Raw genomic sequence first — 26,434 nt, 5'->3', positions numbered from 1 at the left:
GCGGCCTTCCTCAAGCTGGCACCCTTTTTGCTCATTCTCATGACTCCGCTACGCAAACATAAAGGCAGGAACCATGATGGAATACCAGACAGCGATCCGCGGTGCATTTTTTGATATTGCCCAGGTCTGCGACAGTGCAGACGCTATCGCCCAACACGCACGCTATCTTGAGGACGGACTGCTGTTCATACAGAACGGTAAAATTCTGGCGCAGATGGCGTGGCAGGATGGCGAGCAGTATCTTGATCCTCACAAAGGCTACACCGACCTGCGCGGCAAACTGCTGATGCCCGGTTTTGTCGATACCCACGTCCATTATCCGCAAACGGAGATGATCGGTGCGTTTGGCGAGCAGCTACTGGAGTGGCTGACCACCTATACGTTCCCGGTGGAGAGCCAGTTTTCCGATGAGGTGTATGCGAAAGAGATTGCCGAATTTTTCATTAACCAGCTGGTGAGCCATGGCACCACTACCGCACTGGTGTTTTGTACGCTGCATCCCGAATCGGTCGAGGCGCTGTTTACCGAAGCCCTGCGCCTCAACATGCGCCTTATCGCCGGCAAGGTGATGATGGACAGGAACACCCCGGACTATCTCAGCGAAGACGCGAAACAGAGCTACCGGCAGACGCGTGAGCTGATCCAGCGCTGGCACCACCGGGGACGGTTGGGGTATGCCATTACCCCGCGTTTTGCACCGACGTCTTCACCCGAGCTGCTCGCGGCGGTGAGTTTACTCAGAGAAGAGTTTCCGGATACGTGGATGCAGACCCATCTGAGCGAAAACCCGAATGAAGTAGCCTGGGTGAGCGATCTCTGGCCAGAGCACGAACGTTATCTGGACGTGTATCACCACTACGGCCTGACCGGCGAGCGCAGCGTGTTTGCCCACGGGATCCATCTGCATGAGAGCGAATGGCGCTGCCTGCATGATACCGGCTCCGCTGTCGCATTTTGCCCCACCTCCAATCTGTTTCTCGGTAGCGGGCTGTTTCGCCTGCCCGCCTGCTGGCAGCACAAGGTGCGGATGGGCATCGGCACTGACGTCGGCGCAGGCACCACCTTCAGCATGCTGCGCACCCTGGGGGAAGCCTACAAAGTCGGTCAATTGCAGAGCTACCGACTGCGCGCCAGCGAAGCGTTTTATCACGCCACGCTGGGTGGCGCGCACGCGCTCAGGCTGGACGACAAAATTGGCAACTTCACACCGGGTAAAGAAGCCGATTTCATCGTGATCGACCCTGACGTGACGCCGTTACAACGCCTGCGCAATCGTCGCTGCAAAGATATCTACGAGCAGCTTTTCGTGCTGATGACTCTGGGCGACGAGCGCAATATCAGCGAGACCTGGGTCAACGGCGAGCGGGTCTGGTCAACTGCCCCGGTAGGTTGACCACCCACCAGGCGCAATCACAAACGGCAGATGGAAGTGCTCCTCTGCCGTTCCTCCCGTCACAAAATCAATTTGCGCGCAGGGATAGAGGGTGTCGCGGCCAGTTTCGCGAAACCATTCACCGATCTCCGCCACCAGCCGATAACGGCCTGCGGGCAGAAAGGGAACGAACGTGGTAATGCGCCCCTGCGCGTTGGTCACGTCCGTAGCCAGCGTTTTTCCTTCCTGTTGCAGATAAACCGTCACCCCCTGGGCCGGTTTTCCCGTCGAAATATCCAGAATATGCGTACTTAAGGTGCTCATTCGTTTATGACTCCTTCCAGCCGTAGTAGCGTGATTTCCCGCAGTTGTTCCAGCGCGACACGGACTTCCTGCGCATCGCTGTTCTCCAACCGCGCGTGCAGCGCCTGTAAAATGTCCTCTCCGCTGCGGCCTTTGGCGCGGATCAGAAATACGCGTCCGAAACGGGCTTCATAACGGGCATTACCTTCGCGCAATGCCTGCGCAAGGGCTGCGTCGCGGTCATTCACCGCCCCTTGCTCCTGACGGGACAGCGCTGCCTCGGCCTGCGAACCGGTTAGTTTTTCCCCGATGCGCGGATGCGCGCTCAGGGCTTGCGCTAACGCCGCATCATCCCAGGTTTGCGCCTGTGCCGTGGCCGCGTTGAACAATGCCTCCCGGCTCGGGTAAGGCCGACCGCGAACCAGCGCCTCGGCCCAGGCAGGAATGGCTACGCAGGGGCGTAGCAGCGCAAGTGCATCTTTGTCAGGAAGATGATTGAAGTCGTGCAGTGCGATCATAGTGGCTCCTTTATCACAATCCTTCTGGCTGTTGCACAAATCGCGCCACTTTTACCGCGCCAGCGCACCTTAGCAGTGCAACGTCACCTCTCACAATGCCCTTTTCGCCGCTCTGCAGCCTGGTACGCAAATTGCTCACTCTCATTACACCCTGCAAAAGGAGAGAAGCATGAGAGCAATCGTCATTGGCGCGGGTATTGGCGGCCTGAGCGCCGCCGTCGCGCTGAAGAAAGCGGGCATCGACTGTACCGTGTTTGAAGCCGTAAAAGAGATCAGGCCCGTCGGGGCGGCCATCTCCATCTGGCCTAATGGGGTGAAATGTATGCAGCACCTCGGCATGGGCGACATCATCGAGACCTACGGCGGTCCGATGCGTTTTATGGCCTACAAGGATTACCGACGCGGCGAGACCCTGACCCGCTTTAGCCTTGCCCCGCTGGTTGAGCGTACCGGAGGGCGTCCCTGCCCCGTCTCGCGTACGGAACTTCAACGCGAAATGCTGGACTTCTGGGGGCGCGACAAGGTTCAGTTTGGCAAGCGCGTCGAACATGTCAGTGAAGATGACGCTGGCGTCACGGTGACCTTCACCGATGGCACTACCGCAACCGGGGATTTCCTGATTGCCGCCGACGGCAGCCACTCGGCGGTTCGTCCGTACGTGCTGGGATATACGCCCGAGCGCCGCTATGCGGGCTACGTTAACTGGAACGGGCTGGTGAAGATTGATGAAGAGATAGCTCCCGCTCACCAGTGGACAACCTTCGTGGGCGAAGGCAAACGCGTGTCGCTGATGCCCGTCTCCGGCGGTCGTTTCTACTTCTTTTTTGATGTTCCGCTTCCCCTCGGGCTGGCAGAAGATCGCACGACGGTGCGGGCCGATCTCACCGGTTACTTCCGCGGCTGGGCGCCGCCGGTGCAGAAGCTCATCGCGGCGCTGGATCCTGAAACGACCAACCGCATCGAAATTCACGATATCGAACCGTTCGACAGCCTGGTACGCGGCAAGGTGGCGCTGCTCGGCGATGCCGGGCACAGCACCACGCCGGATATCGGCCAGGGCGGTTGCGCCGCCATGGAGGATGCGGTGGTGCTCGGGGACTGTCTGCGTGAAAACCATAACATCATGCTGGCACTGCGACAGTACGAAGCGCTGCGCTGCGACCGGGTTCGCGACCTGGTGCTAAAAGCCCGCAAACGCTGCGACGTCACCCACGGGAAAGATATGGCGCTGACGCAGGCCTGGTATCAGGAGCTCAAAGAGGAGACCGGAGAGCGCATCATCAAGGGTCTGTGCGACACCATTCAGGGCGGACCATTAGGCTGAACACAAGAGGGATAACGATGAAAAGAGAACCGACTCCACCCGCCCATTGTACCTTTGAGCCAGAGGACTGGCTGCGCCTGGCGAAATGCTGGCATCCGGTCGCCCGAGCCTACGACGTCGGCCCGGCACCGGTCAAAGCGACCCTGCTCGATGAACAGCTGGTGATTTACAGGATTAACGATCGGGTCGTGGTCGCCCGTGACGTTTGTCCTCACCGTGGCGTACCGCTGACGCTCGGCTTTCACGACGAGCACGGGATCATCTGCCCTTACCACGGTTTACGCTTTGGGGAAGACGGGCGCTGTAACCGCATTCCGTCAAGCCCGGACCAACCCGTTCCGGCGAAGCTGAACCTGATTAACTACGCCGTGGAGGAGCGCTTTGGGTTGATCTGGACCTGCCTGGCGTTTGACCCGGACAATCCTGCGCCGCTGCCCACCATGCCGCACTGGGATGACGACGGATTTCAGCAGATCAACTGCCCGGCATTTGAGGTGAACGGTTTCGCCGGTCGCCAGGTGGAGGGCTTTCTGGACGTGGCGCACTTTGCGTGGATCCACACCGATACCTTTGCCGATCCCAATAATCAGCTTGTACCCACCTATCAGCCGCAGGAGACGCCGTTCGGCTTCGTGGCGGATTACTGGAGTTCTGTGAGTAACTATCCCGCCAGCTCGGACGTGCAGGCGCCGGAAGGGTTTCAGTGGCTACGCCATTTTGAAATGCATCTGCCGTTTACCGCCACCCTGACGATTCATTTTCCGGGAGAATCGAGGCTGGTGATCATGAATGCCGCGTCGCCCGTGTCATCACGCGTCACCCGCATGTTCGCCCCTATCGCGCGTAATTTTGACCTGCATATTCCGGTGGAAGATGTGCATGCCTTCAATCTGCGCATTTTTGAAGAGGATCGTTTGATGGTCGAAACCCAGCGCCCGGAAAGCCTGCCGCTGGACCTGACCCTTGAAGCCCATATTCCGGCGGATAAAAGCTCGATTGCCTACCGCCGGGGACTGAAAAAAATGGGTTTTGGCGAGTTTTTCCTGGTCTGATGGAGGCCGATATGTTGAGCGTGATTGTTGACGGGATATGGCGTGAAGGGGATAAAAGTCTCGCCGTCCGGCTGATCGCTGAAAACGGTGAAGCGCTGCCGGAATGGCAGCCGGGGGCGCACATAGACGTGCACCTGTCCTGCGGGGTGGTGCGCCAGTATTCCCTGACCGGGTCATGTCAGGACGAGAGCTATCTTATCTGCGTGGGCCGGGAAACCGCCTCGCGCGGCGGGTCGCGCTATGTGCACGATACGCTGCGTCCCGGACAGAAATTATTGATCTCTGCCCCACGCAACCTGTTTCCGCTTCTTCCGGCAGAACGGGTTTTGCTGCTGGCGGCGGGCATTGGCATTACGCCGCTGTATGCGATGGCCCTGCAGCTGAAGGCGGCCGGAACACCGTTTACGCTGCACTATTACGTCAGAAACCGCGAAAGCGCGGCGTTTGCGCGCGAACTCTCGCCGTTTGCTGAGTGCATCATTCATACCGCCAGCCCGCGCACAGCGCTGGCAGAGCATCTCCCGGCGGCTGAGGAGGGACTTCACGCCTGGATCTGCGGTCCGGCAGGATTCATGGAAAAAGTGCGGGAGGTCGCGACGGCGAAGGGTTGGGAGGACGCCCAACTTCACAGCGAGGCGTTCCAGCCTGTTGCCCCTCTCTCCTGCGGTGAAACGGGTGAGATTTTTACGGTCAAACTGGCCTCCACCGGCGAGCGCTGGCCGGTGCCAGCGGATAAAACTATCGCCCAGGTGTTACAGGCAAACGGCGTGGACGTGCCGCTGTCCTGCGAAATGGGGATCTGCGGCGCCTGCCTGACGCCGGTGATTGACGGCGTGGTGGATCACCGGGATAGCGTGCAGTCGGAAGCGGAAAAAAGCGCGGTAAATCAGCATGTGGCGCTATGCTGTTCGCGGAGTCATTCCGGGGAGCTGGTGATCGGGCTGTAAAACGAAATAAATAGCCTCCGGCATAGCCGGAGGGTTTTCAAACAAGTCGTCCGGATAAGGGGTAATTAATATGACTGGCCTGCTCGCGCGCCAATGTCTCATCGCCCTGTAATCGCGCCGCCAGGGTAAAGGCGAAATCAAATACGTTACCCAGCCCACGGCCACTCAGCAGATTGCCGTCTTCCACCACGTCGGCATCGACGTAAATGCCATCGCTGACGGTTTTCCATAAATCGCCGGAACAGACATAGCGACGCCCCTTGAGCAGTCCGTTGCCGCTCAGCACGCGGGCGGCGGCGGAGCAAATCGGGCAGATATATTTGCCCGCTTCATCATGCCGCCGAATGAAGGCGATCGCCTCCGCACTTTTCCTCATGTTAACGCCGCCTTCCGGGCCGCCCGGTAACACCACGGCGTCAAAGGTCTGATCAACGCTGGCCTTCAGGGTGCTATCCGCCACCATCGAGATGGCGTGATAACTCACCACTTCGCAACTCTCGCCGCAGGCAATCGTCTGAACCGTAATATTCAGGCGGCGCAGGATATCGATAGTGACAATCGCTTCCCCCTCTTCAAAACCGGGGGCTAATAGCACGGCTACGCTTTTCATCTTGCTCTCCATGGCTTAAGGGTTACCAGTACGGATGCCAAATCTGTCGCAGCCGCGCCAGCAGCTCAAGATAGAAATAGTCCCCCCAGCTACAGCACTGATCGACGCCCTTACCGCTGCCCATATGATAAACCGAGTGCTGCAGCAGCCCTTCGGTCGGATCGTCGTCACGAGCAAGGTAGTTATCGGTCAGCGACTGCGCAATGCGCAGCGCCATCTCTTCATAATACGCACGGTTTGCGTCGAGCGTCGGCAGCGCCTTGACCAGCTCCAGCAGGCCGCAGGCGGCAATCGCCGCCGCTGAACTGTCGCGCACGGCGTCGGTACCGAGCAGGGCCAGATCCCAGTGGCAAACATCATCTTCCGGCAGACGGTTGAGGAAGTAATGCGCCAGGCTGCGTGACAGCTCAACCATCTGCTTATCGCCAGTATGCTGATAGCTGAGCAGGAAGCCGTAAATGCCCCACGCCTGGCCGCGCGACCAGCACGAGGTATCGCTGTAGCCCTGATGGGTATTACCAAAGCGCGGCGCACCCGTCTGCACATCCATATACCAGGTGTGATACGTCGAGGCATCTTCACGCACGATATAGTTCGCGGCCTGTCCGGCGTGAGCCGTCGCCGCTTGCGCGTAACGTGGGTCGCCGGTCTGTTCGCTGGCCCAGTACAGCAGCGGCAGGTTCATATTACAGTCGATGATCATTCGCCCCTGCTGCTCCGGATCGTTTAAATCGCCCCATGCCTGAATAATGTTGGCCGTCGGGTTAAAACGCTCCATCAGACGCTCGGCAGCCAGCAGCGCCGACTGGCGAGCGGCTTCGTTGCCGGTGAGCCGCCAGGCGCTGATGCAGGAGAGCGAATAGAGGAACCCGAGATCGTGCGTTGCGGTGTCGATACGCTGCTCAATGCGCCTGGCGAACGACGGTAAATAGCGCTCGGCAGCTTCGCGATAATGCGCTTTGCCGGTCATCTCCCAGGCCAGCCACAGCTGGCCAGACCAAAAGCTGGTGGTCCACTCCACGTTATCGGTACGCGGCCAGACCCCATTCTCACAGGCTTCGCCGGGGAACTTATCGCCGAAGGCGACAATATTGTTGTCGATCTTGCGCGTTACGCGGGTTAAGGCCGCTTCCAGCTTCTGGCTCAGCGCCAGGCGATCGACCTGATGCAGTTCGATTGGCCGCAGCGCTTCGGTGATAACAGATTTGGTCATAACAACTCCTGAATTAATGTTTGGCCGGTTCAACCGGGGCGGTCTCTAAAGCCGGAGCAAAGGGGCGTGAGGAATCGCGCGTCGACTGGCAGCGCGACAGCGTAAAGGCGGAAATCAGCGTAAATATCAGGGCGCAGCAGCCCATCAGCAGATAGGTATGCTCAAAGCCTATCCTGTCGTACAGGTAGCCGGCAGGCGGAGCGACCACAATCGAGCCAACGTAAATCATCGCCTGGTAGCCCAGCAGGTACATCGTGGCGTTAACCCGACGATGGAAATGTTCGGCAATGTATTTGAAGACCGATATCAGCAGCAGCGCGATCTCGACGCCATAAAACGGTTTGATGATGGAGATAACAATCGGGTCGCTGGTCAGTCCGGAGGCGATCAGCCGTGCTCCTACCACGCAGCCGCAGAACAGCAGGCCGCGCTTAGCGCCGTAGTGGTTCACCAGCCACGGGATAAACATCATCATCACGAACTCCATCCCCGACTGGACGGTGCTCAGGTAGCCGTACCAGGCATTTCCCTGCTCTTTGGTAGCGAAGAATGATACGAAGTAGCGCGGGAACTGCTGTTCGGCGATAAACATCATCCACGCCACCCCGGCGACGTAGAGGCTGAACATCCAGAATTTGCGGTTTTTCAGCAGCATCAACACATCGGCAAAAACGATCTTATTGGCGGAGATGACGCTGTTATTGCGCAGTTGCTCATCGCCGATTTTGAGGCTAATCAGCACCAGCAGCATCAGTACCGAGGTACCGCTGCTGAGCAGAAAGTTGGCCAGCGGCGTGAAGTTAAACAACAGCCCGGAGACCGAAGCCGCCATCGCCCAGCCCAGCGAACCCCACATTCTGATGCGGCCAAACTCCAGCCCGTACAGGCGGCTAAAGCGGTCGGCGTAAGATTCAGACGCCGCCACGCCGGCGTACCAGCCCAGGCTCAGATACAGCGCGCCGATGATAATCCCCGCCATCGCATGGCTTTGCAGCAGCGGCTGATACACCAGCGCAAAGAACGGCGCCATCAGCGCAGAAATGGTGCAGACAAAATAGAGCAGCCACTTGCTCATGCCGATTTTGTCCATGATGTAGCCGTACACCGGCTTCAGGACCACCGCGAAGACGCCATTGATGGCGAACACGCTGCCGATGGTGATGCTATCTAGGCCCACTTTCTGGCTCAGCCATAAGGCGTACAGGCCAAAGCTGGATGACCACGTGAAGAAGTAAAGGAAAACAAAGGTACTCATTTTGTACTGTGCGGCGCGTACGGACGATGATGTGCTCATAGCGATGCCTCCTGGGCCAGAACGAGCGTCATTTCTTGTCGTGCCGTCACGAAGCGTACCGCATCATCGCTAATGATGGCCTGTGGACAGCGTTGCGGATCGAAGTCGGCGGCATTTCCCGCCCACACCGCGCTTATCAACACATGCTTACCGGGGTCGAGTTCGCCGCGCAGCAGCGGCACCGCCGCGCGCTCGGCGAACAATAGATTACTGTTTGGCGGCGTCAACACCGTCTCGCCGCGGCGGGCGTGCGGATGCAGACAGAAAATGGCTGATACATCCTGGGGATTGCGTAACCAGCAGGCGCTGTCGCTCTCATGTACCTGCGGCTGCGGGCGGTTCGCCAGGCTAAAGCCACCCTCCGCGCAATCCAGCGCGCGCCGGGTATTGATACGATGGACGCGCAGTTGCCAGTCGCCCAGCGCCAGCAGCCAGCTCTCAATCACCACATCGCGCCACGGCAGCCAGATGCTGTAAATGGTGCCGTCTGCGGTGACCACGTGCTGGCATTCGCGGCGGCCACGCCAGTAGTTATCCTTTTCGGCCAGCAGCAGCATCGAATCGGGCGCGGCGTGGTTCAGGCCGTAGCGCCCGCGTTCGATGGTGAAGCCAAAGCGGGTGGAATAGGCAAATTTGCAGTATTTCGCTTCGGTATTGACGAAGTTGTTTAGCTCCAGCTGGCCGGAAGTCAGCATCCACAAGTGATCGGCCTGACGCACCACCACCTGATCCGCGTGGGCTATCGTGTGCTGTACGGGCAGCGACGGCAGCGGCAGCTCTGCCGCCTGCCAGAAGGCATCGCCCTCATCTAATGCCAGCACCAGCAGGGTCTTCAGGCCCCAGTACGGCGAACCCGGTGCGTTGTAGTCTTCCGCCATCGCCAGGTTCGGGTAGCTGTAACCGACACTCAGTACGCCGTCGCGGTCGAACATCGGCTGCTTCAGCCACCAGCGCAGATGACGCAGAACGATGCCCTTTATGACCCCAGGCGAAAAGACCTCCAGCCCGGCGAAGGCCGCCGCACTCCAGAACGCCGCCTCGGCAAAGCGGTAGGTCAGGCTCCGGCCAAACGGGATCGCCGCGCCGTCTTCGGCGAAGAAATGGATGAAGTCAGAGGAGAAACGCGCGGCCCGGTGACGCAGCGTTGCACAACGCTTTGGATCGACATCGACCATGAGCTTCGCGTAAATCAGGCCATAGAAATGAAAGCCCATTGAGATGTAATAGTCGCGCGGCCGCCCCGGACCATCGGCGTACCAGCCATCGCCGAGATAGTAGTGCTCCATGGCAGCAAAATGATTTTCAAGCACCTGCGAGTTGGCCGGCATGCCGCAATAATGGAAGCCGACCTGCACCAGAATAGGAAAGAAGTGCCAGTTGTTATCGGGGATATCCTGGGTCTCGCACTGCTTTAGCCAGCGCCATAAATTCTCTTTCTCGGTCTCAGAGAAGTGTGCCAGTACGGTATCGCCCGCCAGCGCCAGCAGCAGCCCGTAGGCCGCCATCTCGACGATTCGCTGATCGTAAGGCGCAACGTCGCCCCAGTAATCGGCATGCTGCGGATTGGTACCGTTTTTTATCGCCTGTAAATAAAAGGAGAAGTGTTGCGGCTCACTGCCGCCAGCCAACAACGGCGTTACGCCCCACAGGAGACGGGAAAACGTTTCCATGCTCGCGACCTGCTGGCCGTAGTGAGCGGTAAAGTTCGCTAAATCAATGCGGCTGGCGTCGTTTTTAAAGTAAGGCGCCACTGCGTTTAGCATATCGTTAACCAGCCGTAGCACCTCTTCACGACTTGTCAGTGGATTATCCAGATTAATATTTTCAGGTTGCACAGGGTCCTCCCGCATTACACGAGGGTAGAGATAACTTATTGTTATTAGGCTTTTTAAAGCCACGAGTGCGACGTCCGGATGAAGAGTAACTGCTTTTATTCCCGGCACTGAGTGAGCAGACTCACAAAATTGAACCACCATTTCATTTTTGCTGGATTTTATCGATCGTGAGGAGGATAAATTACAAATGATGGCCTAAAAATTTAAATCTGTTGTCCTGGAGGTAAAATGGGTGAAACGCAGCTGCTGGAACGCATTACGCTCGATCGGCAGGCCATTTCTTTTAACCGCCTGTACGCCAGCAGCGCGATTTACTACCACTGGCATCAATGCGTTGAATTGCTCTACATTTCCAGCGGCTACGGCATCGTGGTGGTGGATAATCAGCACTACACCGCCCGTCCGGGGCGATTATTTATCTTCCCGCCCTTCCGTTTGCACAAAGTGCAGGTCGATCATAGCGATAAAAACCCCTATCACCGCACCACTATGCACATTGAGCAAGCAGTCGTCGAAAGTGCGCTTAGCGACTTCCCGCGCCATCAGGCCAGGTTCGCCGCGCTGGCCGCCAGCAATCTGCCCGCGCAAATCTACGATCTCAGCGAGCACGCGGCGTTTATCGAGAGGATCCTTGAGCAGTTCCAGCGCCTGGAGGGCAACGAGCAGACCGAGGCCTGCGAGGTGGCATTTCTGGTGATGCAGCTCATGGCATTTCTTCCCGAGCAACCTCAGCCCTACCCGCCGCGCCAGCAGACCGTCGCCTCGCGGATTATGAGCTGGATAGAAGCCCACTATACCAGCAAGTTTTCGCTCGACCAGCTAGCGCACGACCTGGGGCTTTCGCGCAGCTATACCTCACGCATTTTCCGCCAGCAGACCGGGGGCAGCATCCACGAATATTTGCTGACCCGGCGGATAAAAAGCAGCTGCGATCTGTTACGGTACAGCGATGAGAGTATTGACACTATTGCCCTGGCCGTCGGGTTTAGCGAGGTGACCTATTTCATCACCTGCTTTAAAAAGATGATGCGTCAGACGCCGCTGCAGTATCGACGTCGTATCCTCAGCACCAGAATGCCCTGTTAAGGGGGGTTGACCGCTGGCCCAAAGCTGGACGCTTTCCGGCTACCTGCCGGGCTGGGGTTTCCTGTACACAAAAAAACCTGCGATACTGCTATCGCAGGTTTTTACTTTTCCGTCATGCCGGAACCGGCAACTCAATGCCGCTTTGCGCCAGTTGCCCCATCTCGCAGTACATTGCGCAGGCCGCACTGACGATAGACATTGCCAGCGCGGCACCGCTCCCTTCGCCAAGACGCATATCAAGATGGATAAACGGCGCCAGCCCAAGGTGCTCCAGCGCACGTCTGGCACCTTTTTCGGCGGAAAAATGAGAGGGAATACAGTAGCTCTTAACTTCTGGTGCAATCTGACAGGCGGCGATGGCCGCGGCATAAGAGAGAAAACCGTCTAACACCACTGGCAATCCGCATGCGCCAGCGCCCAATATCACCCCGGTCATGCCCACCAGGTCATAGCCGCCGACTTTGGCCAGAACATCAACCGCATCGCGCGCATCCGGCTGGTTAATGCGTATCGCCTGACGGACAACGGTTTCCTTATGCTGCACCCGATCCTGCGGCAAATTGGCCCCAATCCCCACCACATCATGCGGATCGCTGTCGGTCAGCACGCTGATGATTGCCGAGGCCGGTGTCGTGTTGGCAATACCCAGCTCGCCAACGCCAAAGATGGAGATCCCCTCCTGAGCGCGTTGTTTAACGAGGCTGGCGCTCGCCAGCAGCAGGTGCTCGGCATCCTGGCGGCTCATCGCCGGCCCCTGGGCGATATTACCGCTGCCACGCGAGAGTTTAAGGCTGAGCATATTGTCGATAGGCTCACCGTCAATACCGATGTCAACGGGCAGCACCGACGTCTGGCTATTGCGGGCCAGCACGCACACCCCGGTCACCCCCTTTTGCATATTGACGGCCTGAAGCCAGGTCACCACTTTCGGCGTCACGGCCACACCTTCATCAAATACGCCATGGTCGGCGCACATGACGATAATCTCTTTTTGCAGATTATCGAGCCTGTCGATTCCCCACATTCCCGAAAGCTGTATAGCCAGGCTCTCCAGCCGACCGAGGCTGTTTGTCGGCTTTATTAAGCCATCAACATGCCGTGAGGCCGCCTGAATCTTCTGTTTATCAAGCGGTCTGATGGCCGCCGCCAGCTCCTTCACTGTCCCCATCCTCACACCCTCATTCCTCAGTTTGCCAAACGTTTCTGCCATTAAATACGCGTAACACCCAATGCCCGGCCCGATTTTCAACGACCGTGTAGGCATCGTGACTGAACGGGAAATGCCACATTGCCGCCACGGGCATCCCTAACCAGGTTGCCAGCAGCAGGCTCAGCACGCCCTGATGCGCCACAATAAGCGTGTCTTCGCGCTGCTGTAGTTGACTCATCTCATCCGCCGCCGCCCTGACGCGCGCGGCGAAATGCGGGAAGGCCTCGCCGCCGTCGGGCGTGGCGTTTTGCCAGTCATCCATCCAGCTCTGCCACGACGCGGGATGTTCTTTTTCGATGTCGCTGAAGTGCCGCATCTCCCATTCACCAAAATCCAGCTCATTAAGACGCGCATCAACATGGATATCATGGGCTGTCGGCACGATAAGCCGCGCCGTTTGCTGCGAACGCTGGAGCGCGCTGACGCGCGTTTGCCCGAACGCGACCCCGGACAGGTACCCGGCAACACGCTGGCTTTGCGCAATGCCCTGCGGCGAGAGCGACAGATCGGTGCTCCCGTAAAACACGCCGCTGATGTTAGCGGTTGTTTGACCGTGTCGGACCAGAAAAATACGCATACATCAGAACCACAGAAGCGCCAGAAGGAAGGCCATTTCGCCGATCTCCTCCATCGCGCCCAGGGTATCCCCCGTCAGCCCGTTCAGTCGGCGGCTTAAAAAGATCTTTACCGCGTTGACGACAATCCAGGTGATGACGCTGGCGACAAGCCCCTGCATCCCCGCCAGCAGCCCCACGAGCGCCACGCCGATGCAGAGGGTGATGACCGTCTCTTTGCCGCTGATATGGCCGAGATAGGCGTTTGCCATCCCTGCACCTTCGCGCGCATAGTGCTGCCGATACATGACCAACACCATTCCCGTTCGCCCGACGATCGGCGCGCACACCAGCAGCGCAAACAGGGTATGAACCGGAAGGTGAGCCAGGGAGATCGCCGCTGCGACCTTGATAAGGATGCAGAATACGATAGCCAGACCGCCGTAGGTCCCCAACCGGCTATCGCGCATAATCTCCAGCATCCGTTCGCGGGTACGGGCAGAAAACACGCCATCACAAGTGTCCGCCAGACCGTCCAGATGAAACCCACCGGTCAGCAGCACCAGCGCCAGTACCCAGGCGACGGCACCGATATAAATCCCCCCGCCGGTCTGGCTCACCGCCAGATAGCCTAAGGCGGCCAAAACCCCAACGATCAGGCCCACCACGGGGAACCAGGGTACGCCACGGCCATACTGTGAAAATTCAACGCCGTCGTTCCACTTTTGCGGCACCGGAATGCGGGTAATAAATCCCAGCGTCGCCCACAACATTTTTAACGGCATTTAATCTTTACCCCAATTCCCGAGACAACCAGCCACACTTCCTGTGCCGCTTGCGCCAGCCTTTGGTTCGCGCGACCGGCAATATCAACAAAATGACGCGCCAGCCGATTCTCGGGCGTGATGCTCATGCCCAGCTCATTGGTCACAATATAAACCGGCGCCGCCGACTGCTGGCAGGCCGCAATCAGGTCGTCCACCTGCTGTTGCAGCACCGCCTCAAGCGCGGAAAAATCGAGGGTCTCCGGCGAAGCGCCGCCGCTGGCGTCATAGAGCAGGTTCGACAACAGAGTGGTGACGCATTCCAGAACCACGCCTTCGCCCGGCTGCACCTGATGGCGAATCACGTCGCCCAGATCGCGATACCCTTCCCAGGTTCGCCAGTGCGCAGGACGCTGTGCGCGGTGCTTGTCAACGCGCAGCGCCATCTCTTCATCGGTAATCACCGACGTCGCGATATACAGCACACGCTCGCACTGCGCCGCCGCCAGCTGTTCGACGTGCGCACTTTTCCCGCTGCGCGCGCCTCCGGTGACTAAAATCATGCCCCCACCTCCTGATGCTCCTGCATTATTTGATAGATCTTTTTAATATCAATGTGTTCTCTCATCGCGCTGGCTAAGAGATCAAACTGTTGCGCTTTGTAGCCCGCGTAATCTACCGCAACGTCTAATGGTGCCAATCCTTTGCGCTGGCGTAAGCCATCCACCATCGCGCGCGTGAAGGCATCGTTATCGAACAACCCGTGGAGATACGTCCCTATCACCTGCCCGTCCGCGCTGATGGCGCCGTCCGCTATGCGCTCGCCCTCTTTTTCCAGAAACAGTGCCGGATAATCGTCGGCTGTCAGACGGGTCTCTCCCATATGAATCTCATAACCCTGCACCTTAATGCCCGCCGCCGACTTAAGCCACGCCGGGAGCGCCGACGCCATCTGCGCCGAAACCTGCGTCGTGGTTTTTCGCTGCGCGAAGCGGGTCACGGTATGGAGCAGACCCAGCCCTGGCTGGGTTCCCATACCAGATTCCACCTCATCGATGATGGTGTCGCCAAGCATCTGGTAGCCGCCGCAAATGCCCATGACGGGTACGTTCTGCTGGTGTGACTGGAGCACAGCGTGCGCCATACCGCTTTCCCGCAGCCAGGCCAGATCCCCCAGCGTATTTTTACTGCCGGGTAGAATCACGAGGTCAGCCCCCGCCAGCTCCTGGGGATAACGGACATAGCGCACGCGAACATCGGGCTGCGCCGCCAGCGCGTTAAAATCGGTGAAATTGGAGATATGCGGTACCTGCACCACGGCGATGTCGATATCGCGCCGCGCGGTTCGCAGGTATTTTCCCTTTTGCAGCGCCACGCCGTCTTCGTCTTCCAGATCGACATCCAGCCACGGCATAACGCCCAGTACCGGCACGCCGGTCAGGTTTTCAATCTGCTCAATACCCGAGTAAAGCAGCGCAACATCGCCACGAAATTTATTGATGATGACCCCTTTCACGCGCGCCCGCTCGTGGTCGTGCAGAAGCGCCAGCGTACCGTAGATGGCGGCAAATACGCCGCCTCTGTCAATATCCGCCACGAGGATCACCGAGCACTGCGCCATTTCGGCCATGCCCATGTTGACGATATCGCGATCGCGCAGGTTGATCTCCGCCGGGCTGCCCGCACCTTCCAGCACCAGCACGTCATACTCCCCGGCCAGGCTGTTATAGACATCGCGGATCTGCTCCCGCAGGCGCGGTTTGTACTCGTGGTAGCTGACCGCGTCCATATCGGTTGCCACCTGCCCCATCAGCACCACCTGCGCTTTACGGTCGCTGGTTGGTTTTAACAATACCGGATTCATCCGTACGTCCGGCGTAATCCCCGCCGCCTGCGCCTGAAGAATCTGCGCGCGCCCCATCTCTTTTCCCTCCGGCGTGATACCGGAATTGAGCGCCATATTCTGCGACTTAAACGGCGCGGTACGCAGGCCATCCTGATAAAAAATCCGGCACAGCCCCGCCACCAGGACGCTTTTGCCGACGTCAGAAGCGGTGCCCTGCAACATAATTGCCTGCGTCATGAGGCCTCCTTCATTGCGTTTTGTTTTCGCATGCGGCTGAAAAATTCATCTTCGGTTTTACACAACGGCAGGCCAAGCTGCGCGTGCAGTTTAACGAGCCAGGGCTGCGTTAATCCGACCCGTTCCATCAGCTCGCCGCGAGCGAAGACCTCACCCGGCGCGCCGTGCGCCAGCACTTCTCCCCGGCGCAGCACGTAAACGGCATCGCTGACTTCGTAAATCAGGTCAATATCATGGCTGGAGATCACCACGTGGTTCCCCTGCGCCACAATGCGCCTGATGATCTCGATCATCTGCGAGCGTCCTGAAGGATCAAGCCCGGCCGTGGGCTCGTCCAGCAGAAGATAGCGTGCCCCCAGCACCAGCGCCCCGGCAATGGCGACCCGCTTCTTTTGCCCATGGCTCAGGCACTGGATCGGCTGCTGGCGAAAACGCTGCGCGTCGACCAGCGTCAGCGCATCGTCGACGCGCCGCGCAATCTCCGGTTCCGCTACGCCCAGGTTACGCAGGCTGAAGGCGATGTCGCTATCGATATCGGTATAGAAGATCTGCTGATCGGGGTCCTGAAACACCGTTGTGACCTGTTGACGGAGCGCCAGCAGTCCGCGCTTGCTGTAGTCCAGCGGCTTCCCCTGCCACAGCACCTCCCCCTGCTGCGGCTTCAGCAGACCGCTCAGGTTCATAAATAACGTCGACTTTCCGCAGCCATTAGCTCCCACTAGCCCGGTGACGGCATGCGTCGAAAAATCCAGCGTCAGCCCTTTGAGTACATGCGTCTCCTGATAGCGAAACCAGAGATCGGCGGTGGTCAGCATGGTGCGATTCCTTACAGGGGAAAATCACCCTGGTAGAGTTTAATATCCAGCGTGGTCGCCATCTGCTGATAGCGAATCAGCACCCGGGTAAACAGCAAACCGACCAGCATCGCCAGCGAGCGATAACTTTTTGGCAGGCTACGATAGCCAAAACGCAGCGTCTGCGCGCGGTGAATCGCCAGCGCTTCGTCTAACAGAATAAAAATAAAGCGCCAGGTCAGCAGAATCTGCTCGGTAAGCAGGCGCGGCACGCGCGCCCGCTTAAGCAGCACAATCAGCTGCGGAAAGGGCAGGTTCAGCACCAGCCAGAAGGTTGCCGCCAGCGCGGTAAGGCTGCGCCAGAAGGTTTCGTTAGCGGCGGTCAGCCCGGAAGCAGTTATCCCCAGCCAGTAGTGCCCCACCGGAACGCTCACCGCCAGCGTATGCGGATCACGGGTGACGCTAAAGAGGATCGTCAGTACCCCGACCAGCAGAAAGCCAAACGGCAGCGACATCCAGCGACACCAGCGCCAGAAGGTCATCCGCAGCAGCCAGCAGGTCAGTCCCGCCGTCAGCGCCAGGACGATCCCCTGCCCCAGCGGCGGCAGCGCAAACGCCAGAGTCATCAGCGCCAGCCAGAGCAGAAACTTGCGTTCCGGCGCAACCTGAGCCCAGCGGCTCTGGTAGCTCAGCCTGTCAAGCCCGGTCATCACGGCGCTGTCTGCCTTTGGTGTAGCCCAAAATATAGAAAATCACCGCTGCGCCAATGGACCCCTGGAGCGTAAACAGCAGACTTTCAATTTCGCCGCTGGCGGGTTCATAGAGTGGCGTGAACCATGGCGTGTAATGCGGTGCCACAACCTGGATTTGATTTTCGGCTTCACCATCCGAGCCACCAAATTCGCCACCGTGATCGATAAAAAATGGCATTACGATCAGGGCGAGCACCATCGCCAACAGCATCAGTGTCTTTTTCATCTCAGTATCCTTGTGCGGTAATCAGCCGACGTTTGGTCAACTGGTCATAAATCATGACGGTTAACAAGCCCTCCGCGATGGCGATGGGGATTTGCGTCAGGCAGAAAATGCCCATGAATTTCACCATCGAGCCCGCAGCACCCGTCGTCGGGTCCGGGAACGCCGCGCCAAGCTGGACCGAGGTGACAAAATAGGTCACCAGATCCGCCAGCATGGCGCACAAAAATACCCCAACGTCACGGCGAAGCCCGGCACGGCAGGCCATCTTCCACACCATGTACCCGACAACCGGCCCAATCACCGCCATCGACATGCCGTTCGCGCCAAGCGTGGTTAACCCGCCGTGCGCCAGCAACAGCGCCTGAAACAGCAGCACGATGGCACCGAGGATGGCGACGACGCCCGGCCCGAACAGAATCACGGCGAGCCCCACGCCGGTCGGATGCGAGCAACTGCCGGTTACCGATGGGATCTTCAGCGCCGACAGCACGAAAATAAACGCCCCGCACAGAGCCAGCAGGATTTTCTGGTGGTTATCCTCCTGCACGATACGACGCAGGCGCACCAGCCCGTACCACAGGCACGGTAAGAAGAGCAGCCACCACGCCAGCGCCCACATCGGCGGTAAAAACCCTTCCATGATATGCATCGCGAACGCCTGCTCCGGCACCACCATCAGCAATAGCGCCGCCGCCAGGCCACTTAATGACAGCTGTTTAAGCTGTTGTTCCAGTTTCATTGCGCATACTCCCACTGTTTGTTGACCAGAATGGTCGAGAAATAGGGTAACGGCTGGTCATCAGCAACCTCATCCAGATGCCGCCAGCACAGCTCGCCGGGGAGCGTGGCCTCTGACATCATCAGTGCACAGTCCAGCAGTCCGGCCTGCGTCAGCAGCGCTTTGATGCGCGCAAACCGGCCATAGACCTTCATCAGCACCAGGCTGTCGTGTTGCTGCAGCGCGTGCGCAATCTCCGCTTCCGGCGCGGTACAGGAAATCACCGCCAGCGACTGCTGTTCCATCGCCAGCGGCATTTTTGAACGCGCGGCAATCGCGGCAAACGACGTCACGCCGGGCACAATCTCCAGCCAGTCCGGGCTGCCGATGCGCTGAAGTAAAAACACCCACGTGCTGAACAGCATGGCATCGCCCAGGGTGATAAAACCAACCTGTTTCCCGTCGTTCACCTCACGCACTAACGCGTCGGCCACCTCATCCCACACCGCCTCCTTTTCAGCACTGTCGGCGCTCATGGGAAAGTGACAGCAGCGGATTTCGGTCTGTTCGCCGATAAACGCCCGGACGATAGAAAGCGCCAGGCTATCGCCGCCTTTGCGGCCCGCCGGGGCGTAGAGAATATCCAGCGAACCAAGGATCCGTGAGGCACGCACGGTGATAAGATCCGGCGCGCCCGGTCCGGTACTCAGGGCGTACAGTTTGCCGCTCATGCCGCCTCCTCCAGCGCCATACTCAGCGCCTGCTGTAAATGGGCGACGAACATTGCGCGTACCGCCGGGTTTTCACCCAGCCCGCTCAGCCACGGCGTCGCCGGGATCCCGGCGGCGTTAAACAACGTCTTCCAGGAGTCTTCGTCATCAGAGGCCATATCGTTGATGGCGTGATCGCCGGCCACCAGCATCAGCGGCATCAAATGCACGCCGGTGACGCCTTCTTTACCGAGGCTCTCAATCAGGATGTCGACTTCCGGATAGCTCTCCACCGCGCCGACGCGGGCCGGGAAGCTCTGGGCCATCATCATGTGGTCGAGGCAGGCATAGGCCGCAAAGGCGTGATGGCTGGCACCGTGGCCCATAAACACCACTTTTTCCGTGGCCCCAAGCGTCGGCATTTGCTGTTGCAATGCGCGCATCAGCTGCGCGTAATCGTCGTGGCTGCTCAGTAGCGGTGCCCCCAGCGTCAGGCGGGTAAACAGCGGGCGCAGGCTCTGCACTTCACGGACAATTTTCTCGTACTCATCGCCGTTGATGATGTGCAGAGACTGGATCGCCACGTCCTGATATCCCTGAGCCGCAAGCTTTTTCAGCGCCTGCAGCGGCGTGTCGATCTCAATGCCGTCACGCTGTTTGAGCTTGCGAATGATCATCCCGGAGGTGAATGCCCGAAACAGCTCGCGGTCAGGGCAGCTTTCCGCCAGCGCATGCTCGCACGCCACAATATTCTTCTCGCAGGTATCGTGGTAGCTGGTACCAAAGCTGACCACCAGAAGCGCCTTTTTCATCTCTAACTCCTTAAGCAGCGGCCAGCCAGCGCGCTAAACGCCCGGCGAATGCGGCCTGACTTTCCAGTAATTCCTCTCCCGTCACCAGCGGTGCCGGGCGTGTAATCACGATGCAGGGGATGCCCGCATCCAGACAGGGTTGAACCTTCTCCTGATAGCCACCTTCTGCGCCGGAGGCTTTGGTTATCATCACGTCAGCCCGGCACTGGCGATAAAACGCCGCGTTAAATTCAGCGCTGAAGGGCCCGCACATAGCAAAGATCTCGGTAACGCCAAAGCCAAGTCCGGCGCATTGCTCGATGACCTCGGGCACTGGCAAAACCCGGGCCATCAGCGTTTTCTCCGGCAGACCTGCGCGCCAGCGCGCCAGATCTTTACTGCCGGTGGTCAACAGCACCCGTTCGCCCAGCCGCCGCGCGATGTAGCAGGCCTCTTCAATTCCCGGCACGCTGTAGAGCAGCGGATGCGTCAGCTCGCTGAGCTGTTCGGGGCGCTGATAGCGGCTAAGCAACACCCCCACCGTTTCACAGGCCGTCAGGATGTTGCGGCTGACCACCTCAGCGTAGGGATGCGAAGCGTCAATCACCCAGCGGGTCCTGTTTTCCGCCAGCCAGTCAACCATCTGTTGTGGCTCCAGGCGGCCACAGCGCACCTGACCGTTAATATCGCCCGCCAGCCGCTGCCCGGTGGGTGTTGCCACCGACAGGGTGTAGGCCACGCCCGCCGCATCCAGTTGCTGGCAGATCGCGCGGGCATCGCTGGTGCCGCCCATGACCAGCACGTCGCCATAGTTCACAGCACATAGCCCCGGGGGGTGATCATCAGCCCCTCCTGAACGAAGGTGGCTTTATTTCCGACGATCACCAGGCTTGTCATATCGACCGGTTCAAAGTCCATGTCGCCCAGCGTGGTTAACCACTTCTCCTGCTTTTTACGCCCGGCAGACTTCACTACCCCTACCGGCGTTTGCGGGCTTTTGCTGGCGGACAGCAGCTCAAACGCCCGTGCCAGATGGCCCTCGCGCCCCCGGCTGCGCGGGTTATAGAAACAGATGACGAAGTCCGCTTCTCCCGCGGCGACAATACGTTTTTCGATGACCGGCCACGGCGTCAGCAGATCGCTTAAGCTGATGTGGCAAAAATCGTGCATCAGCGGTGCGCCAAGCAGAGATGCGGCGGCGATACTGGCCGTCATTCCGGGGATCAGGCGAACCTCAACGTCCAGTTTCTGTTTGCTGACCAACTCCAGCACCAGCCCCGCCATCCCATAAATACCGGCGTCGCCGCTGCTGATAAGCGCGACGTTATGCCCGGCCTGCGCCAGCTCGATCGCCGCCTGACAGCGTTCAATCTCTTTGCACATACCGGTTTTGATCACCTGTTTGTCGCCGGTGAAGGCCTTCACCAGATGGGTATAGGTTTTGTAGCCAACGATGATTTCTGCCGCCTGCAGCGCGTCTACAGCTTCCATGGTCATCATGGCCTGCGAGCCAGGGCCGATTCCAATTACGGTTAACATCAGTGTGAAACTCCCAAAGTGATAGTGACGCCCTGTTCGCGCAGGGTTTCTCCTCGTAGTTGCCCATGGCTCAGCAGCCACGCTGCCGGACCCGAGACGCTTCCCACGCCTACCGTCTGGCGTACAAACGATGAGGCCGGAAAGCGATGTTCGTGCTCACGCAGCGCGTCAGCGGTAAAGGTTTCAAACGGCACACCCCAGCAAGCGGCAAGCTGGAGCAAGCCCGCTTCGTCTTTTTTAAGGGAGACGCTGCCAATCGCTTTTAGGGCCAGCGGGTCGAGCCGTTGCGCCTCGAACTGACGCGCCAGCAGGGTTGCCAGCAGCGGAAACGGTGTGTCGCGTCGACAGCCGATACCCGCCACGACCCGCTGAGGGACCAGCTTCCAGTGCGGCAATGGCAGTTCCGGCAGCGTGTTTCGCAGCGTAATACACACCAGCGCATCCAGTTCCGGCAGGTAATGCAGGTCGCTCACGGTGATAAACCCGCGCCGATCGCACCGGCTGACGTCGTCGTCGAGTTCCGCATCCCACCACAGCCCTACCCGCTGGTGGCTCACCAGCATCTGGTTGACGATTTTTACCGTCGTTCGGAAATCGCTCATTCGGGCATTCAGCTGGAAGGCAAGGGTATCCAGCGCGGCCATCTCGTTGACGTCCGTGGCGGTGGTAATCACCGGGTCAGCCCCCAGTATTCCCGCCAGGTAGTGGGTCAGTGCATTCGCCCCGCCAGCATGGCCGGAAAGCAGGCTAATCACGTGCTGCCCGCGTTCATCGATCACCACCACCGCCGGGTCGATCAGTTTGTCGTGGATTAACGGTGCCAGGACGCGCACCGCAATGCCGGTTGCGCCGATAAAAATCAGCGACGGGTAGTGCATGAACGCCTCGCGAACCGCCGGGGCAAAGCCGCCGTCGAAGGGAACAAAGCCCTCTTCCTGCAAACGCTCGCTGGTAAAGCAGGTTACCGGCAGCATCGCCGCCAGCCGCTTCGCCAGCCGCACGCCGCCCGGGGTCAGGCAAAAAAGCGCGATGGACTCAGGCTTTACGGTATTCATGGCTAAAATCCGCGGCATAGAGTTTTGAGTAGTGATACTCCTCGCCCAGGAATTTCCCGACCAGAATGAGCGCCGTTTTGCGGATCCCCGCCTCGCGTACCTTGTCGGCGATGTCCGCCAGCGTGCCGCGTACGGTCTGGCTTTCCGGCCAGGTCGCTTTATAAATGACGGCAACGGGCGTGGTGTCTGGATAACCGCCTTCAATCAGGCGTTCCGCCACCCGATGAATACGCTGGACCGAAAGATAAATCGCCATTGAGGTCTGATGGCTGGCAAATGACTCCAGCTGTTCACGCGCCGGCACCGGCGTACGACCTTCGAGGCGGGTAATAATCAGGCTCTGCGAGACTTCAGGCACGGTGTACTCCACCCCAAGCTCCGCCGCAGCGCCGAGGAAGGCGCTGACGCCGGGCACCACCTGCCAGGCGATTCCGCGTTTGGTCAACTCTTCACCCTGTTCCCGGACGGAGCCGTAGAGGGAGACATCACCGGTCTGTAAACGCACCACCGTCTTTCCGGCCTTCACGCCCGCCGCCATCAGGTCAATGATCTGTTCTAAATGGAGTTCCGCGCTGTCGTGGCATTCCGCCCCCTGCGGGCAGTATGCCAACAGTTCGGTATTGATCAGCGAACCGGCATAGATGACCACCTGCGCCTGCTGCAGCAGCTTGTATCCCTTGAGCGTAATGAGCTCTCGATCGCCGGGACCAGCACCGACAAACCACACGCAACGGGAATCAAACGTCTCAGACATGGTGTTCTTCCTTCTGACAGGCGATAACAAAAACGGGATTGTTCGGTTTGAAATAGTGGCCGCTGCCAAGCGGGGCCAGTGCGGAGACCTGCATTTGCAGGCAATCAATGTCCTGCGCGCCGATCTCCTGCAGATGGGCCAGCGCGGTATTGAGGTTTTCCATCAGGATAAACGTCATCACCAGACGTCCGCCTGGATGTAGCTGGCGCAGGGACCAGTCAATAAGCGAGGTCAGATGGCCACCGCTGCCGCCCATAAATACCGCATCGGCCTTATCCGCCACCGGCAACGGCGCTACGCCCGGCAAAATAGCGATATTGTGACAGGCAAAATGCTGGCGATTTTCTGCAAGCAGCTGCAGAGCTGCAGGGTTACGTTCAATGGCCGTCACGCGCAGCGAGGGAAACTGCAGCGCCGCCTCTATCGACACACTTCCGGTCCCCGCGCCGACATCAATCAGGTGGCTGGCGCGGTGCAGCGCAAGCTTTGCGATGGCAAGGGCGCGTACCGCCTCTTTGGTCATCGGCACCGTTTCGCCGCGCAAAAACAGTTCATCTTTCATCGAGGATCACCACTGCATTCATTTCATAGTCGGCACTAACCACACTGACGGGCAGCCAGTGGATCCGTTCGTTTTCCATCGCCAGGTTTTCACCAATCACCATCCAGCGATGGCCCTTACCGCGTGCCACCAGCTGCGCGGCAATCTCTTTCGGCCCGCACTGGCTATCGGTGACCATCGCCACTTTGCGATGCCGTGCAAGCTCATCAACATTTACGCTGCGACCATGGCTGCTGGTGAGCCACATCTCATTCATATCAATGCCCGCCTGCGCGCACAGGTACTGCACCGCGCTGATACCGGGAATAATGCGCACGCGCGCCATACCGAAATGCGCCACCATCCGCGATCCGATGCCGTAAAACAGCGGATCGCCGGAGGCGACAATCACCACCTTTTTCTCCTGACGCGCCTCAACCCAGGCCAGCAGCGCCGGAATGTTGGCGCCCAGGACAAACGTCTCGCCGCAAAACGCCGGGAACTGCAGCAGATGACGTTTTCCGCCGACCAGCGCATCGGCACACTCAATGGCTTCACGCGCAGCGGGCGTCATCAGATGCAATCCCGCAGGCCCCATTCCCACGACCGTTAACATTGCAGCTCCCGGGCAATCGCCTCGACCGGACGGTTGCTACCCAGCACCTGGTTATCAAAGGAAAACAGAATGGCGTCACAGGTCGGCGGAGTTTTGGTAAAGCGCAACATCTGCATCACGCGCAGGCAGATACGTTTGGCGAGGTGGCCGTAAATAGGCTGAAAACCCCAGGTTTCGATATGCTCCATCGCCGCCTCGGTGGTATCGCAATCGCTGACAAGGGTCAGTAACTCCAGCGGCGCGCCGAGCAGCGCCAGATGCGCCACCAGCGTTTCCATGCGCGCATCGGCGATATGGCTGTGGGTGTGGAATATCCCGGCGGCAATTTTGATGAGCTTGCCGGGATGGCCGACCAGCACTATCTGGCGAAACCCCACCCGCACCGCCTCTTCGATCATGTAGCCGACAAAGTTGCTCATGGTGACCACGACATCTTGATCAATGCCCATCTGCTCGCGCACAAAACGCTCGCCATGATTGCCCGGCACCAGCACGACCCGCTCCAGCCCCGCCGCGCGTTTAATCTCCAGCTCCAGAGAGAGCGAGCGTTTCCAGCTCTCCTCTGACATCGGTGTGACAATACCGGTGGTGCCGATGATCGAAATCCCGCCCAGGATCCCGAGGCGTGAGTTGTAGGTTTTCTGCGCCCGCGCTTCGCCTTCAGGGGCGAAGATTTCCACGTTGGCCCCGCGCGTCGGGCCAATCGCCTCGCGCACTGCGGACTCAATGGTGTGACGCGGCGTGCGGTTGATCGCCGCGCTGCCGATGGGCAGGCCGATGCCTTTGCGCGTCACGGTCCCCACGCCCTCGCCGCCCGAAAGCGTAATCTCGCCGCTGTCGTTGAGCATCACGCGGGCGAAAATCAGCATGCCGTGTGTGGCGTCGACGTCATCCCCCCCGTCTTTGCGGATGGCCGCAATCGCCTGCTGCCCTTCAATGTGCGGCGATTCCACGTTCAGACACAGCGTGACGCCGGAGGGGGTCACAATGGAGATCTGATGAATAAGATGCTGGCGCAGCACCATCAGTGCGGCGACTTTCGCTGCCGCGGTCGCGCAGGAACCGGTGGTGAAGCCTTTACGTAACGCCTTCCCGTTATGCCATACCGGGGCATCGAAGGTTGAATCGCTCATCGCGCCCCCTGCAGGTAATAGAGCATGGCGTTCACAATCGCCGCAGCCACATTGCTGCCGCCTTTGCGCCCAAGGGCCGCAATCGCGGGCAAATTGCTGTGCGTCAGCGCCTCTTTCGATTCCGCCGCCCCCACAAAACCCACCGGAACACCCACCACGCCGCTGACGGCAACATCATGCTCAAGCAGGCGAAACAGCGCCGTGGGCGCATTGCCAAAGACGAAGATCTTCTCGCTCTCTTCCGTCACGGCGATATCCACGGCCGCCATCGAGCGGGTGATTCCCTGGGCCTTTGCCTGCGCCACCACCCGCGGGTCGCTGATATAGCAGCGACATTCGCCCCCGAACGTGGCCAGCAGCGTTTTGTTGATCCCGGAGAGCGCCATCGTGGTATCGGTATAGATAACGGACGGGCGACGGAGCGCCGCGCAAAGTTGCTCCAGCGCGTCATCTGAAAACCAGAGAATATCCAGCCAGTCGAAATCTGCGGTGGTATGGATCACCCGCTTGACGATCGCCTCATGCAGCGGGCTGGCAAACCGGTATTCCGGCCGCGTTTCGCGAATGATTTCGCCAATGATGTCGAAACTTTTGGCTTCAATCGCCTGGGGTTGCTGGATGTATTGCATTGTCTCTTGTC

Annotated in this window: 30 protein-coding genes; 5 read left to right on the top strand and 25 right to left on the bottom strand. The window is 59.1% G+C overall.

Annotation, left to right across the window (positions count from 1 at the left end; all coding sequences use genetic code 11):
* The first annotated feature begins 76 nt into the window (after positions 1–76).
* Positions 77–1,393, top strand: coding sequence for a guanine deaminase (guaD, locus tag LCD46_07750; GenBank protein ID UOY72196.1), 1,317 nt, complete (start codon positions 77–79; stop codon positions 1,391–1,393).
* Here the strand turns inward: guaD and uraH are convergent.
* Positions 1,373–1,696 (bottom strand): hydroxyisourate hydrolase, encoded by a 324-nt coding sequence (gene uraH / locus LCD46_07745; protein ID UOY72195.1) that lies wholly within the window; start codon positions 1,694–1,696, stop codon positions 1,373–1,375. The genes guaD and uraH overlap by 21 nt on opposite strands.
* On the bottom strand, positions 1,693–2,193 hold the full coding sequence (gene uraD / locus LCD46_07740) for a 2-oxo-4-hydroxy-4-carboxy-5-ureidoimidazoline decarboxylase (GenBank protein ID UOY72194.1): 501 nt from the start codon (positions 2,191–2,193) through the stop codon (positions 1,693–1,695). The genes uraH and uraD overlap by 4 nt, the downstream gene beginning before the upstream one ends.
* A gap of 169 nt (positions 2,194–2,362) precedes the next feature.
* On the opposite strand from uraD, the gene hpxO reads away from it, so the two are divergent.
* From hpxO to LCD46_07725, 3 genes are read left to right on the top strand one after another with little or no spacing between them, the layout of a single operon-like run.
* Positions 2,363–3,517 (top strand): FAD-dependent urate hydroxylase HpxO, encoded by a 1,155-nt coding sequence (gene hpxO, locus LCD46_07735; GenBank protein UOY72193.1) that lies wholly within the window; start codon positions 2,363–2,365, stop codon positions 3,515–3,517.
* Positions 3,518–3,534: 17 nt separating this feature from the next.
* Positions 3,535–4,569 carry a molybdenum cofactor-independent xanthine hydroxylase subunit HpxD gene (gene hpxD, locus LCD46_07730; protein ID UOY72192.1) on the top strand — a complete coding sequence of 345 codons (1,035 nt, stop codon included), beginning with the start codon at positions 3,535–3,537 and terminating at the stop codon, positions 4,567–4,569.
* Positions 4,570–4,580: 11 nt separating this feature from the next.
* Positions 4,581–5,516 (top strand): PDR/VanB family oxidoreductase, encoded by a 936-nt coding sequence (locus LCD46_07725; GenBank protein ID UOY72191.1) that lies wholly within the window; start codon positions 4,581–4,583, stop codon positions 5,514–5,516.
* Positions 5,517–5,553: 37 nt separating this feature from the next.
* On the opposite strand, the gene LCD46_07720 is transcribed toward LCD46_07725, so the two are convergent.
* From LCD46_07720 to LCD46_07705, 4 genes are read right to left on the bottom strand one after another with little or no spacing between them, the layout of a single operon-like run.
* Positions 5,554–6,126: a DJ-1/PfpI family protein gene (locus LCD46_07720; GenBank protein ID UOY72190.1), complete on the bottom strand. Its 573-nt coding sequence runs from the start codon at positions 6,124–6,126 to the stop codon at positions 5,554–5,556.
* Between the two features lie 22 nt (positions 6,127–6,148).
* Positions 6,149–7,339 carry a glycoside hydrolase family 88 protein gene (locus LCD46_07715; GenBank protein ID UOY72189.1) on the bottom strand — a complete coding sequence of 397 codons (1,191 nt, stop codon included), beginning with the start codon at positions 7,337–7,339 and terminating at the stop codon, positions 6,149–6,151.
* Positions 7,340–7,352: 13 nt separating this feature from the next.
* Positions 7,353–8,633 carry an oligosaccharide MFS transporter gene (locus tag LCD46_07710; protein ID UOY72188.1) on the bottom strand — a complete coding sequence of 427 codons (1,281 nt, stop codon included), beginning with the start codon at positions 8,631–8,633 and terminating at the stop codon, positions 7,353–7,355.
* Positions 8,630–10,468, bottom strand: coding sequence for a DUF2264 domain-containing protein (locus tag LCD46_07705; protein ID UOY72187.1), 1,839 nt, complete (start codon positions 10,466–10,468; stop codon positions 8,630–8,632). The genes LCD46_07710 and LCD46_07705 overlap by 4 nt, the downstream gene beginning before the upstream one ends.
* A gap of 228 nt (positions 10,469–10,696) precedes the next feature.
* Between LCD46_07705 and LCD46_07700 the strand changes: the two genes are divergently transcribed.
* The gene (locus tag LCD46_07700) at positions 10,697–11,554 is read left to right on the top strand and encodes an AraC family transcriptional regulator (protein ID UOY72186.1); all 858 of its coding nucleotides are present in this window, start codon (positions 10,697–10,699) and stop codon (positions 11,552–11,554) included.
* A 112-nt stretch (positions 11,555–11,666) separates the two neighbouring features.
* On the opposite strand, the gene cobT is transcribed toward LCD46_07700, so the two are convergent.
* From cobT to LCD46_07605, 19 genes are read right to left on the bottom strand one after another with little or no spacing between them, the layout of a single operon-like run.
* A complete protein-coding gene (gene cobT, locus LCD46_07695) occupies positions 11,667–12,722 on the bottom strand; it encodes a nicotinate-nucleotide--dimethylbenzimidazole phosphoribosyltransferase (GenBank protein ID UOY72185.1) in 1,056 nt (351 codons plus the stop codon).
* Positions 12,723–12,732: 10 nt separating this feature from the next.
* On the bottom strand, positions 12,733–13,341 hold the full coding sequence (cobC, locus tag LCD46_07690; GenBank protein UOY72184.1) for an alpha-ribazole phosphatase: 609 nt from the start codon (positions 13,339–13,341) through the stop codon (positions 12,733–12,735).
* Positions 13,342–13,344: 3 nt separating this feature from the next.
* The gene (cobS, locus tag LCD46_07685) at positions 13,345–14,103 is read right to left on the bottom strand and encodes an adenosylcobinamide-GDP ribazoletransferase (GenBank protein UOY72183.1); all 759 of its coding nucleotides are present in this window, start codon (positions 14,101–14,103) and stop codon (positions 13,345–13,347) included.
* Positions 14,094–14,645, bottom strand: a complete 552-nt coding sequence (gene cobU / locus LCD46_07680) for a bifunctional adenosylcobinamide kinase/adenosylcobinamide-phosphate guanylyltransferase (GenBank protein ID UOY72182.1) — start codon at positions 14,643–14,645, stop codon at positions 14,094–14,096. Before cobU ends, cobS begins: the two co-directional genes overlap by 10 nt.
* A complete protein-coding gene (locus tag LCD46_07675) occupies positions 14,642–16,165 on the bottom strand; it encodes a cobyric acid synthase (protein UOY72181.1) in 1,524 nt (507 codons plus the stop codon). Before LCD46_07675 ends, cobU begins: the two co-directional genes overlap by 4 nt.
* Positions 16,162–16,980, bottom strand: a complete 819-nt coding sequence (locus LCD46_07670; GenBank protein ID UOY72180.1) for an energy-coupling factor ABC transporter ATP-binding protein — start codon at positions 16,978–16,980, stop codon at positions 16,162–16,164. Before LCD46_07670 ends, LCD46_07675 begins: the two co-directional genes overlap by 4 nt.
* An 11-nt stretch (positions 16,981–16,991) precedes the next feature.
* Positions 16,992–17,669: an energy-coupling factor ABC transporter transmembrane protein gene (locus tag LCD46_07665; protein UOY72912.1), complete on the bottom strand. Its 678-nt coding sequence runs from the start codon at positions 17,667–17,669 to the stop codon at positions 16,992–16,994.
* Positions 17,656–17,937: an energy-coupling factor ABC transporter substrate-binding protein gene (locus LCD46_07660; protein UOY72179.1), complete on the bottom strand. Its 282-nt coding sequence runs from the start codon at positions 17,935–17,937 to the stop codon at positions 17,656–17,658. Before LCD46_07660 ends, LCD46_07665 begins: the two co-directional genes overlap by 14 nt.
* Position 17,938: 1 nt before the next feature.
* Complete coding sequence (gene cbiM / locus LCD46_07655; protein ID UOY72178.1) at positions 17,939–18,676, bottom strand: cobalt ECF transporter S component CbiM; 738 nt, start codon at positions 18,674–18,676, stop codon at positions 17,939–17,941.
* The gene (locus tag LCD46_07650; protein UOY72177.1) at positions 18,673–19,386 is read right to left on the bottom strand and encodes a cobalt-factor II C(20)-methyltransferase; all 714 of its coding nucleotides are present in this window, start codon (positions 19,384–19,386) and stop codon (positions 18,673–18,675) included. Before LCD46_07650 ends, cbiM begins: the two co-directional genes overlap by 4 nt.
* Positions 19,383–20,177, bottom strand: a complete 795-nt coding sequence (locus LCD46_07645; GenBank protein UOY72176.1) for a sirohydrochlorin cobaltochelatase — start codon at positions 20,175–20,177, stop codon at positions 19,383–19,385. Before LCD46_07645 ends, LCD46_07650 begins: the two co-directional genes overlap by 4 nt.
* A 10-nt stretch (positions 20,178–20,187) precedes the next feature.
* The gene (locus tag LCD46_07640) at positions 20,188–20,973 is read right to left on the bottom strand and encodes a cobalt-precorrin-6A reductase (GenBank protein ID UOY72175.1); all 786 of its coding nucleotides are present in this window, start codon (positions 20,971–20,973) and stop codon (positions 20,188–20,190) included.
* Positions 20,970–21,695 carry a precorrin-3B C(17)-methyltransferase gene (locus tag LCD46_07635; protein ID UOY72174.1) on the bottom strand — a complete coding sequence of 242 codons (726 nt, stop codon included), beginning with the start codon at positions 21,693–21,695 and terminating at the stop codon, positions 20,970–20,972. Before LCD46_07635 ends, LCD46_07640 begins: the two co-directional genes overlap by 4 nt.
* Positions 21,695–22,750, bottom strand: coding sequence for a cobalt-precorrin 5A hydrolase (gene cbiG / locus LCD46_07630; protein ID UOY72173.1), 1,056 nt, complete (start codon positions 22,748–22,750; stop codon positions 21,695–21,697). The genes LCD46_07635 and cbiG overlap by 1 nt, the downstream gene beginning before the upstream one ends.
* Positions 22,731–23,504: a cobalt-precorrin-4 methyltransferase gene (locus LCD46_07625; protein ID UOY72172.1), complete on the bottom strand. Its 774-nt coding sequence runs from the start codon at positions 23,502–23,504 to the stop codon at positions 22,731–22,733. Before LCD46_07625 ends, cbiG begins: the two co-directional genes overlap by 20 nt.
* Positions 23,497–24,066: a decarboxylating cobalt-precorrin-6B (C(15))-methyltransferase gene (locus LCD46_07620; GenBank protein UOY72171.1), complete on the bottom strand. Its 570-nt coding sequence runs from the start codon at positions 24,064–24,066 to the stop codon at positions 23,497–23,499. Before LCD46_07620 ends, LCD46_07625 begins: the two co-directional genes overlap by 8 nt.
* Positions 24,056–24,661 (bottom strand): cobalt-precorrin-7 (C(5))-methyltransferase, encoded by a 606-nt coding sequence (locus LCD46_07615; protein ID UOY72170.1) that lies wholly within the window; start codon positions 24,659–24,661, stop codon positions 24,056–24,058. Before LCD46_07615 ends, LCD46_07620 begins: the two co-directional genes overlap by 11 nt.
* Positions 24,655–25,794 carry a cobalt-precorrin-5B (C(1))-methyltransferase CbiD gene (gene cbiD / locus LCD46_07610; GenBank protein UOY72169.1) on the bottom strand — a complete coding sequence of 380 codons (1,140 nt, stop codon included), beginning with the start codon at positions 25,792–25,794 and terminating at the stop codon, positions 24,655–24,657. Before cbiD ends, LCD46_07615 begins: the two co-directional genes overlap by 7 nt.
* Positions 25,791–26,423, bottom strand: a complete 633-nt coding sequence (locus LCD46_07605; protein UOY72168.1) for a cobalt-precorrin-8 methylmutase — start codon at positions 26,421–26,423, stop codon at positions 25,791–25,793. Before LCD46_07605 ends, cbiD begins: the two co-directional genes overlap by 4 nt.
* Positions 26,424–26,434 lie beyond the last annotated feature (11 nt).

Source organism: Enterobacter ludwigii, assembly GCA_023023105.1.
Lineage (GTDB): Bacteria > Pseudomonadota > Gammaproteobacteria > Enterobacterales > Enterobacteriaceae > Enterobacter > Enterobacter adelaidei.
The sequence above is the reverse complement of the archived record's forward strand: the minus strand, read 5'-3'. Positions and strand labels throughout refer to the sequence as shown.

Excerpts from the sequence above, each read along its gene's own strand:
- guaD (UOY72196.1), top strand. The coding sequence starts at position 77 with ATGGAATACCAGACAGCGATCCGCGGTGCATTTTTTGATATTGCCCAG.
- uraH (UOY72195.1), bottom strand. The coding sequence starts at position 1,696 with ATGAGCACCTTAAGTACGCATATTCTGGATATTTCGACGGGAAAACCG.
- uraD (UOY72194.1), bottom strand. The coding sequence starts at position 2,193 with ATGATCGCACTGCACGACTTCAATCATCTTCCTGACAAAGATGCACTT.
- hpxO (UOY72193.1), top strand. The coding sequence starts at position 2,363 with ATGAGAGCAATCGTCATTGGCGCGGGTATTGGCGGCCTGAGCGCCGCC.
- hpxD (UOY72192.1), top strand. The coding sequence starts at position 3,535 with ATGAAAAGAGAACCGACTCCACCCGCCCATTGTACCTTTGAGCCAGAG.
- LCD46_07725 (UOY72191.1), top strand. The coding sequence starts at position 4,581 with ATGTTGAGCGTGATTGTTGACGGGATATGGCGTGAAGGGGATAAAAGT.
- LCD46_07720 (UOY72190.1), bottom strand. The coding sequence starts at position 6,126 with ATGAAAAGCGTAGCCGTGCTATTAGCCCCCGGTTTTGAAGAGGGGGAA.
- LCD46_07715 (UOY72189.1), bottom strand. The coding sequence starts at position 7,339 with ATGACCAAATCTGTTATCACCGAAGCGCTGCGGCCAATCGAACTGCAT.
- LCD46_07710 (UOY72188.1), bottom strand. The coding sequence starts at position 8,633 with ATGAGCACATCATCGTCCGTACGCGCCGCACAGTACAAAATGAGTACC.
- LCD46_07700 (UOY72186.1), top strand. The coding sequence starts at position 10,697 with ATGGGTGAAACGCAGCTGCTGGAACGCATTACGCTCGATCGGCAGGCC.
- cobT (UOY72185.1), bottom strand. The coding sequence starts at position 12,722 with ATGGGGACAGTGAAGGAGCTGGCGGCGGCCATCAGACCGCTTGATAAA.
- cobC (UOY72184.1), bottom strand. The coding sequence starts at position 13,341 with ATGCGTATTTTTCTGGTCCGACACGGTCAAACAACCGCTAACATCAGC.
- cobS (UOY72183.1), bottom strand. The coding sequence starts at position 14,103 with ATGCCGTTAAAAATGTTGTGGGCGACGCTGGGATTTATTACCCGCATT.
- cobU (UOY72182.1), bottom strand. The coding sequence starts at position 14,645 with ATGATTTTAGTCACCGGAGGCGCGCGCAGCGGGAAAAGTGCGCACGTC.
- LCD46_07675 (UOY72181.1), bottom strand. The coding sequence starts at position 16,165 with ATGACGCAGGCAATTATGTTGCAGGGCACCGCTTCTGACGTCGGCAAA.
- LCD46_07670 (UOY72180.1), bottom strand. The coding sequence starts at position 16,980 with ATGCTGACCACCGCCGATCTCTGGTTTCGCTATCAGGAGACGCATGTA.
- LCD46_07665 (UOY72912.1), bottom strand. The coding sequence starts at position 17,669 with ATGACCGGGCTTGACAGGCTGAGCTACCAGAGCCGCTGGGCTCAGGTT.
- LCD46_07660 (UOY72179.1), bottom strand. The coding sequence starts at position 17,937 with ATGAAAAAGACACTGATGCTGTTGGCGATGGTGCTCGCCCTGATCGTA.
- cbiM (UOY72178.1), bottom strand. The coding sequence starts at position 18,676 with ATGAAACTGGAACAACAGCTTAAACAGCTGTCATTAAGTGGCCTGGCG.
- LCD46_07650 (UOY72177.1), bottom strand. The coding sequence starts at position 19,386 with ATGAGCGGCAAACTGTACGCCCTGAGTACCGGACCGGGCGCGCCGGAT.
- LCD46_07645 (UOY72176.1), bottom strand. The coding sequence starts at position 20,177 with ATGAAAAAGGCGCTTCTGGTGGTCAGCTTTGGTACCAGCTACCACGAT.
- LCD46_07635 (UOY72174.1), bottom strand. The coding sequence starts at position 21,695 with ATGTTAACCGTAATTGGAATCGGCCCTGGCTCGCAGGCCATGATGACC.
- cbiG (UOY72173.1), bottom strand. The coding sequence starts at position 22,750 with ATGAATACCGTAAAGCCTGAGTCCATCGCGCTTTTTTGCCTGACCCCG.
- LCD46_07625 (UOY72172.1), bottom strand. The coding sequence starts at position 23,504 with ATGTCTGAGACGTTTGATTCCCGTTGCGTGTGGTTTGTCGGTGCTGGT.
- LCD46_07620 (UOY72171.1), bottom strand. The coding sequence starts at position 24,066 with ATGAAAGATGAACTGTTTTTGCGCGGCGAAACGGTGCCGATGACCAAA.
- LCD46_07615 (UOY72170.1), bottom strand. The coding sequence starts at position 24,661 with ATGTTAACGGTCGTGGGAATGGGGCCTGCGGGATTGCATCTGATGACG.
- cbiD (UOY72169.1), bottom strand. The coding sequence starts at position 25,794 with ATGAGCGATTCAACCTTCGATGCCCCGGTATGGCATAACGGGAAGGCG.
- LCD46_07605 (UOY72168.1), bottom strand. The coding sequence starts at position 26,423 with ATGCAATACATCCAGCAACCCCAGGCGATTGAAGCCAAAAGTTTCGAC.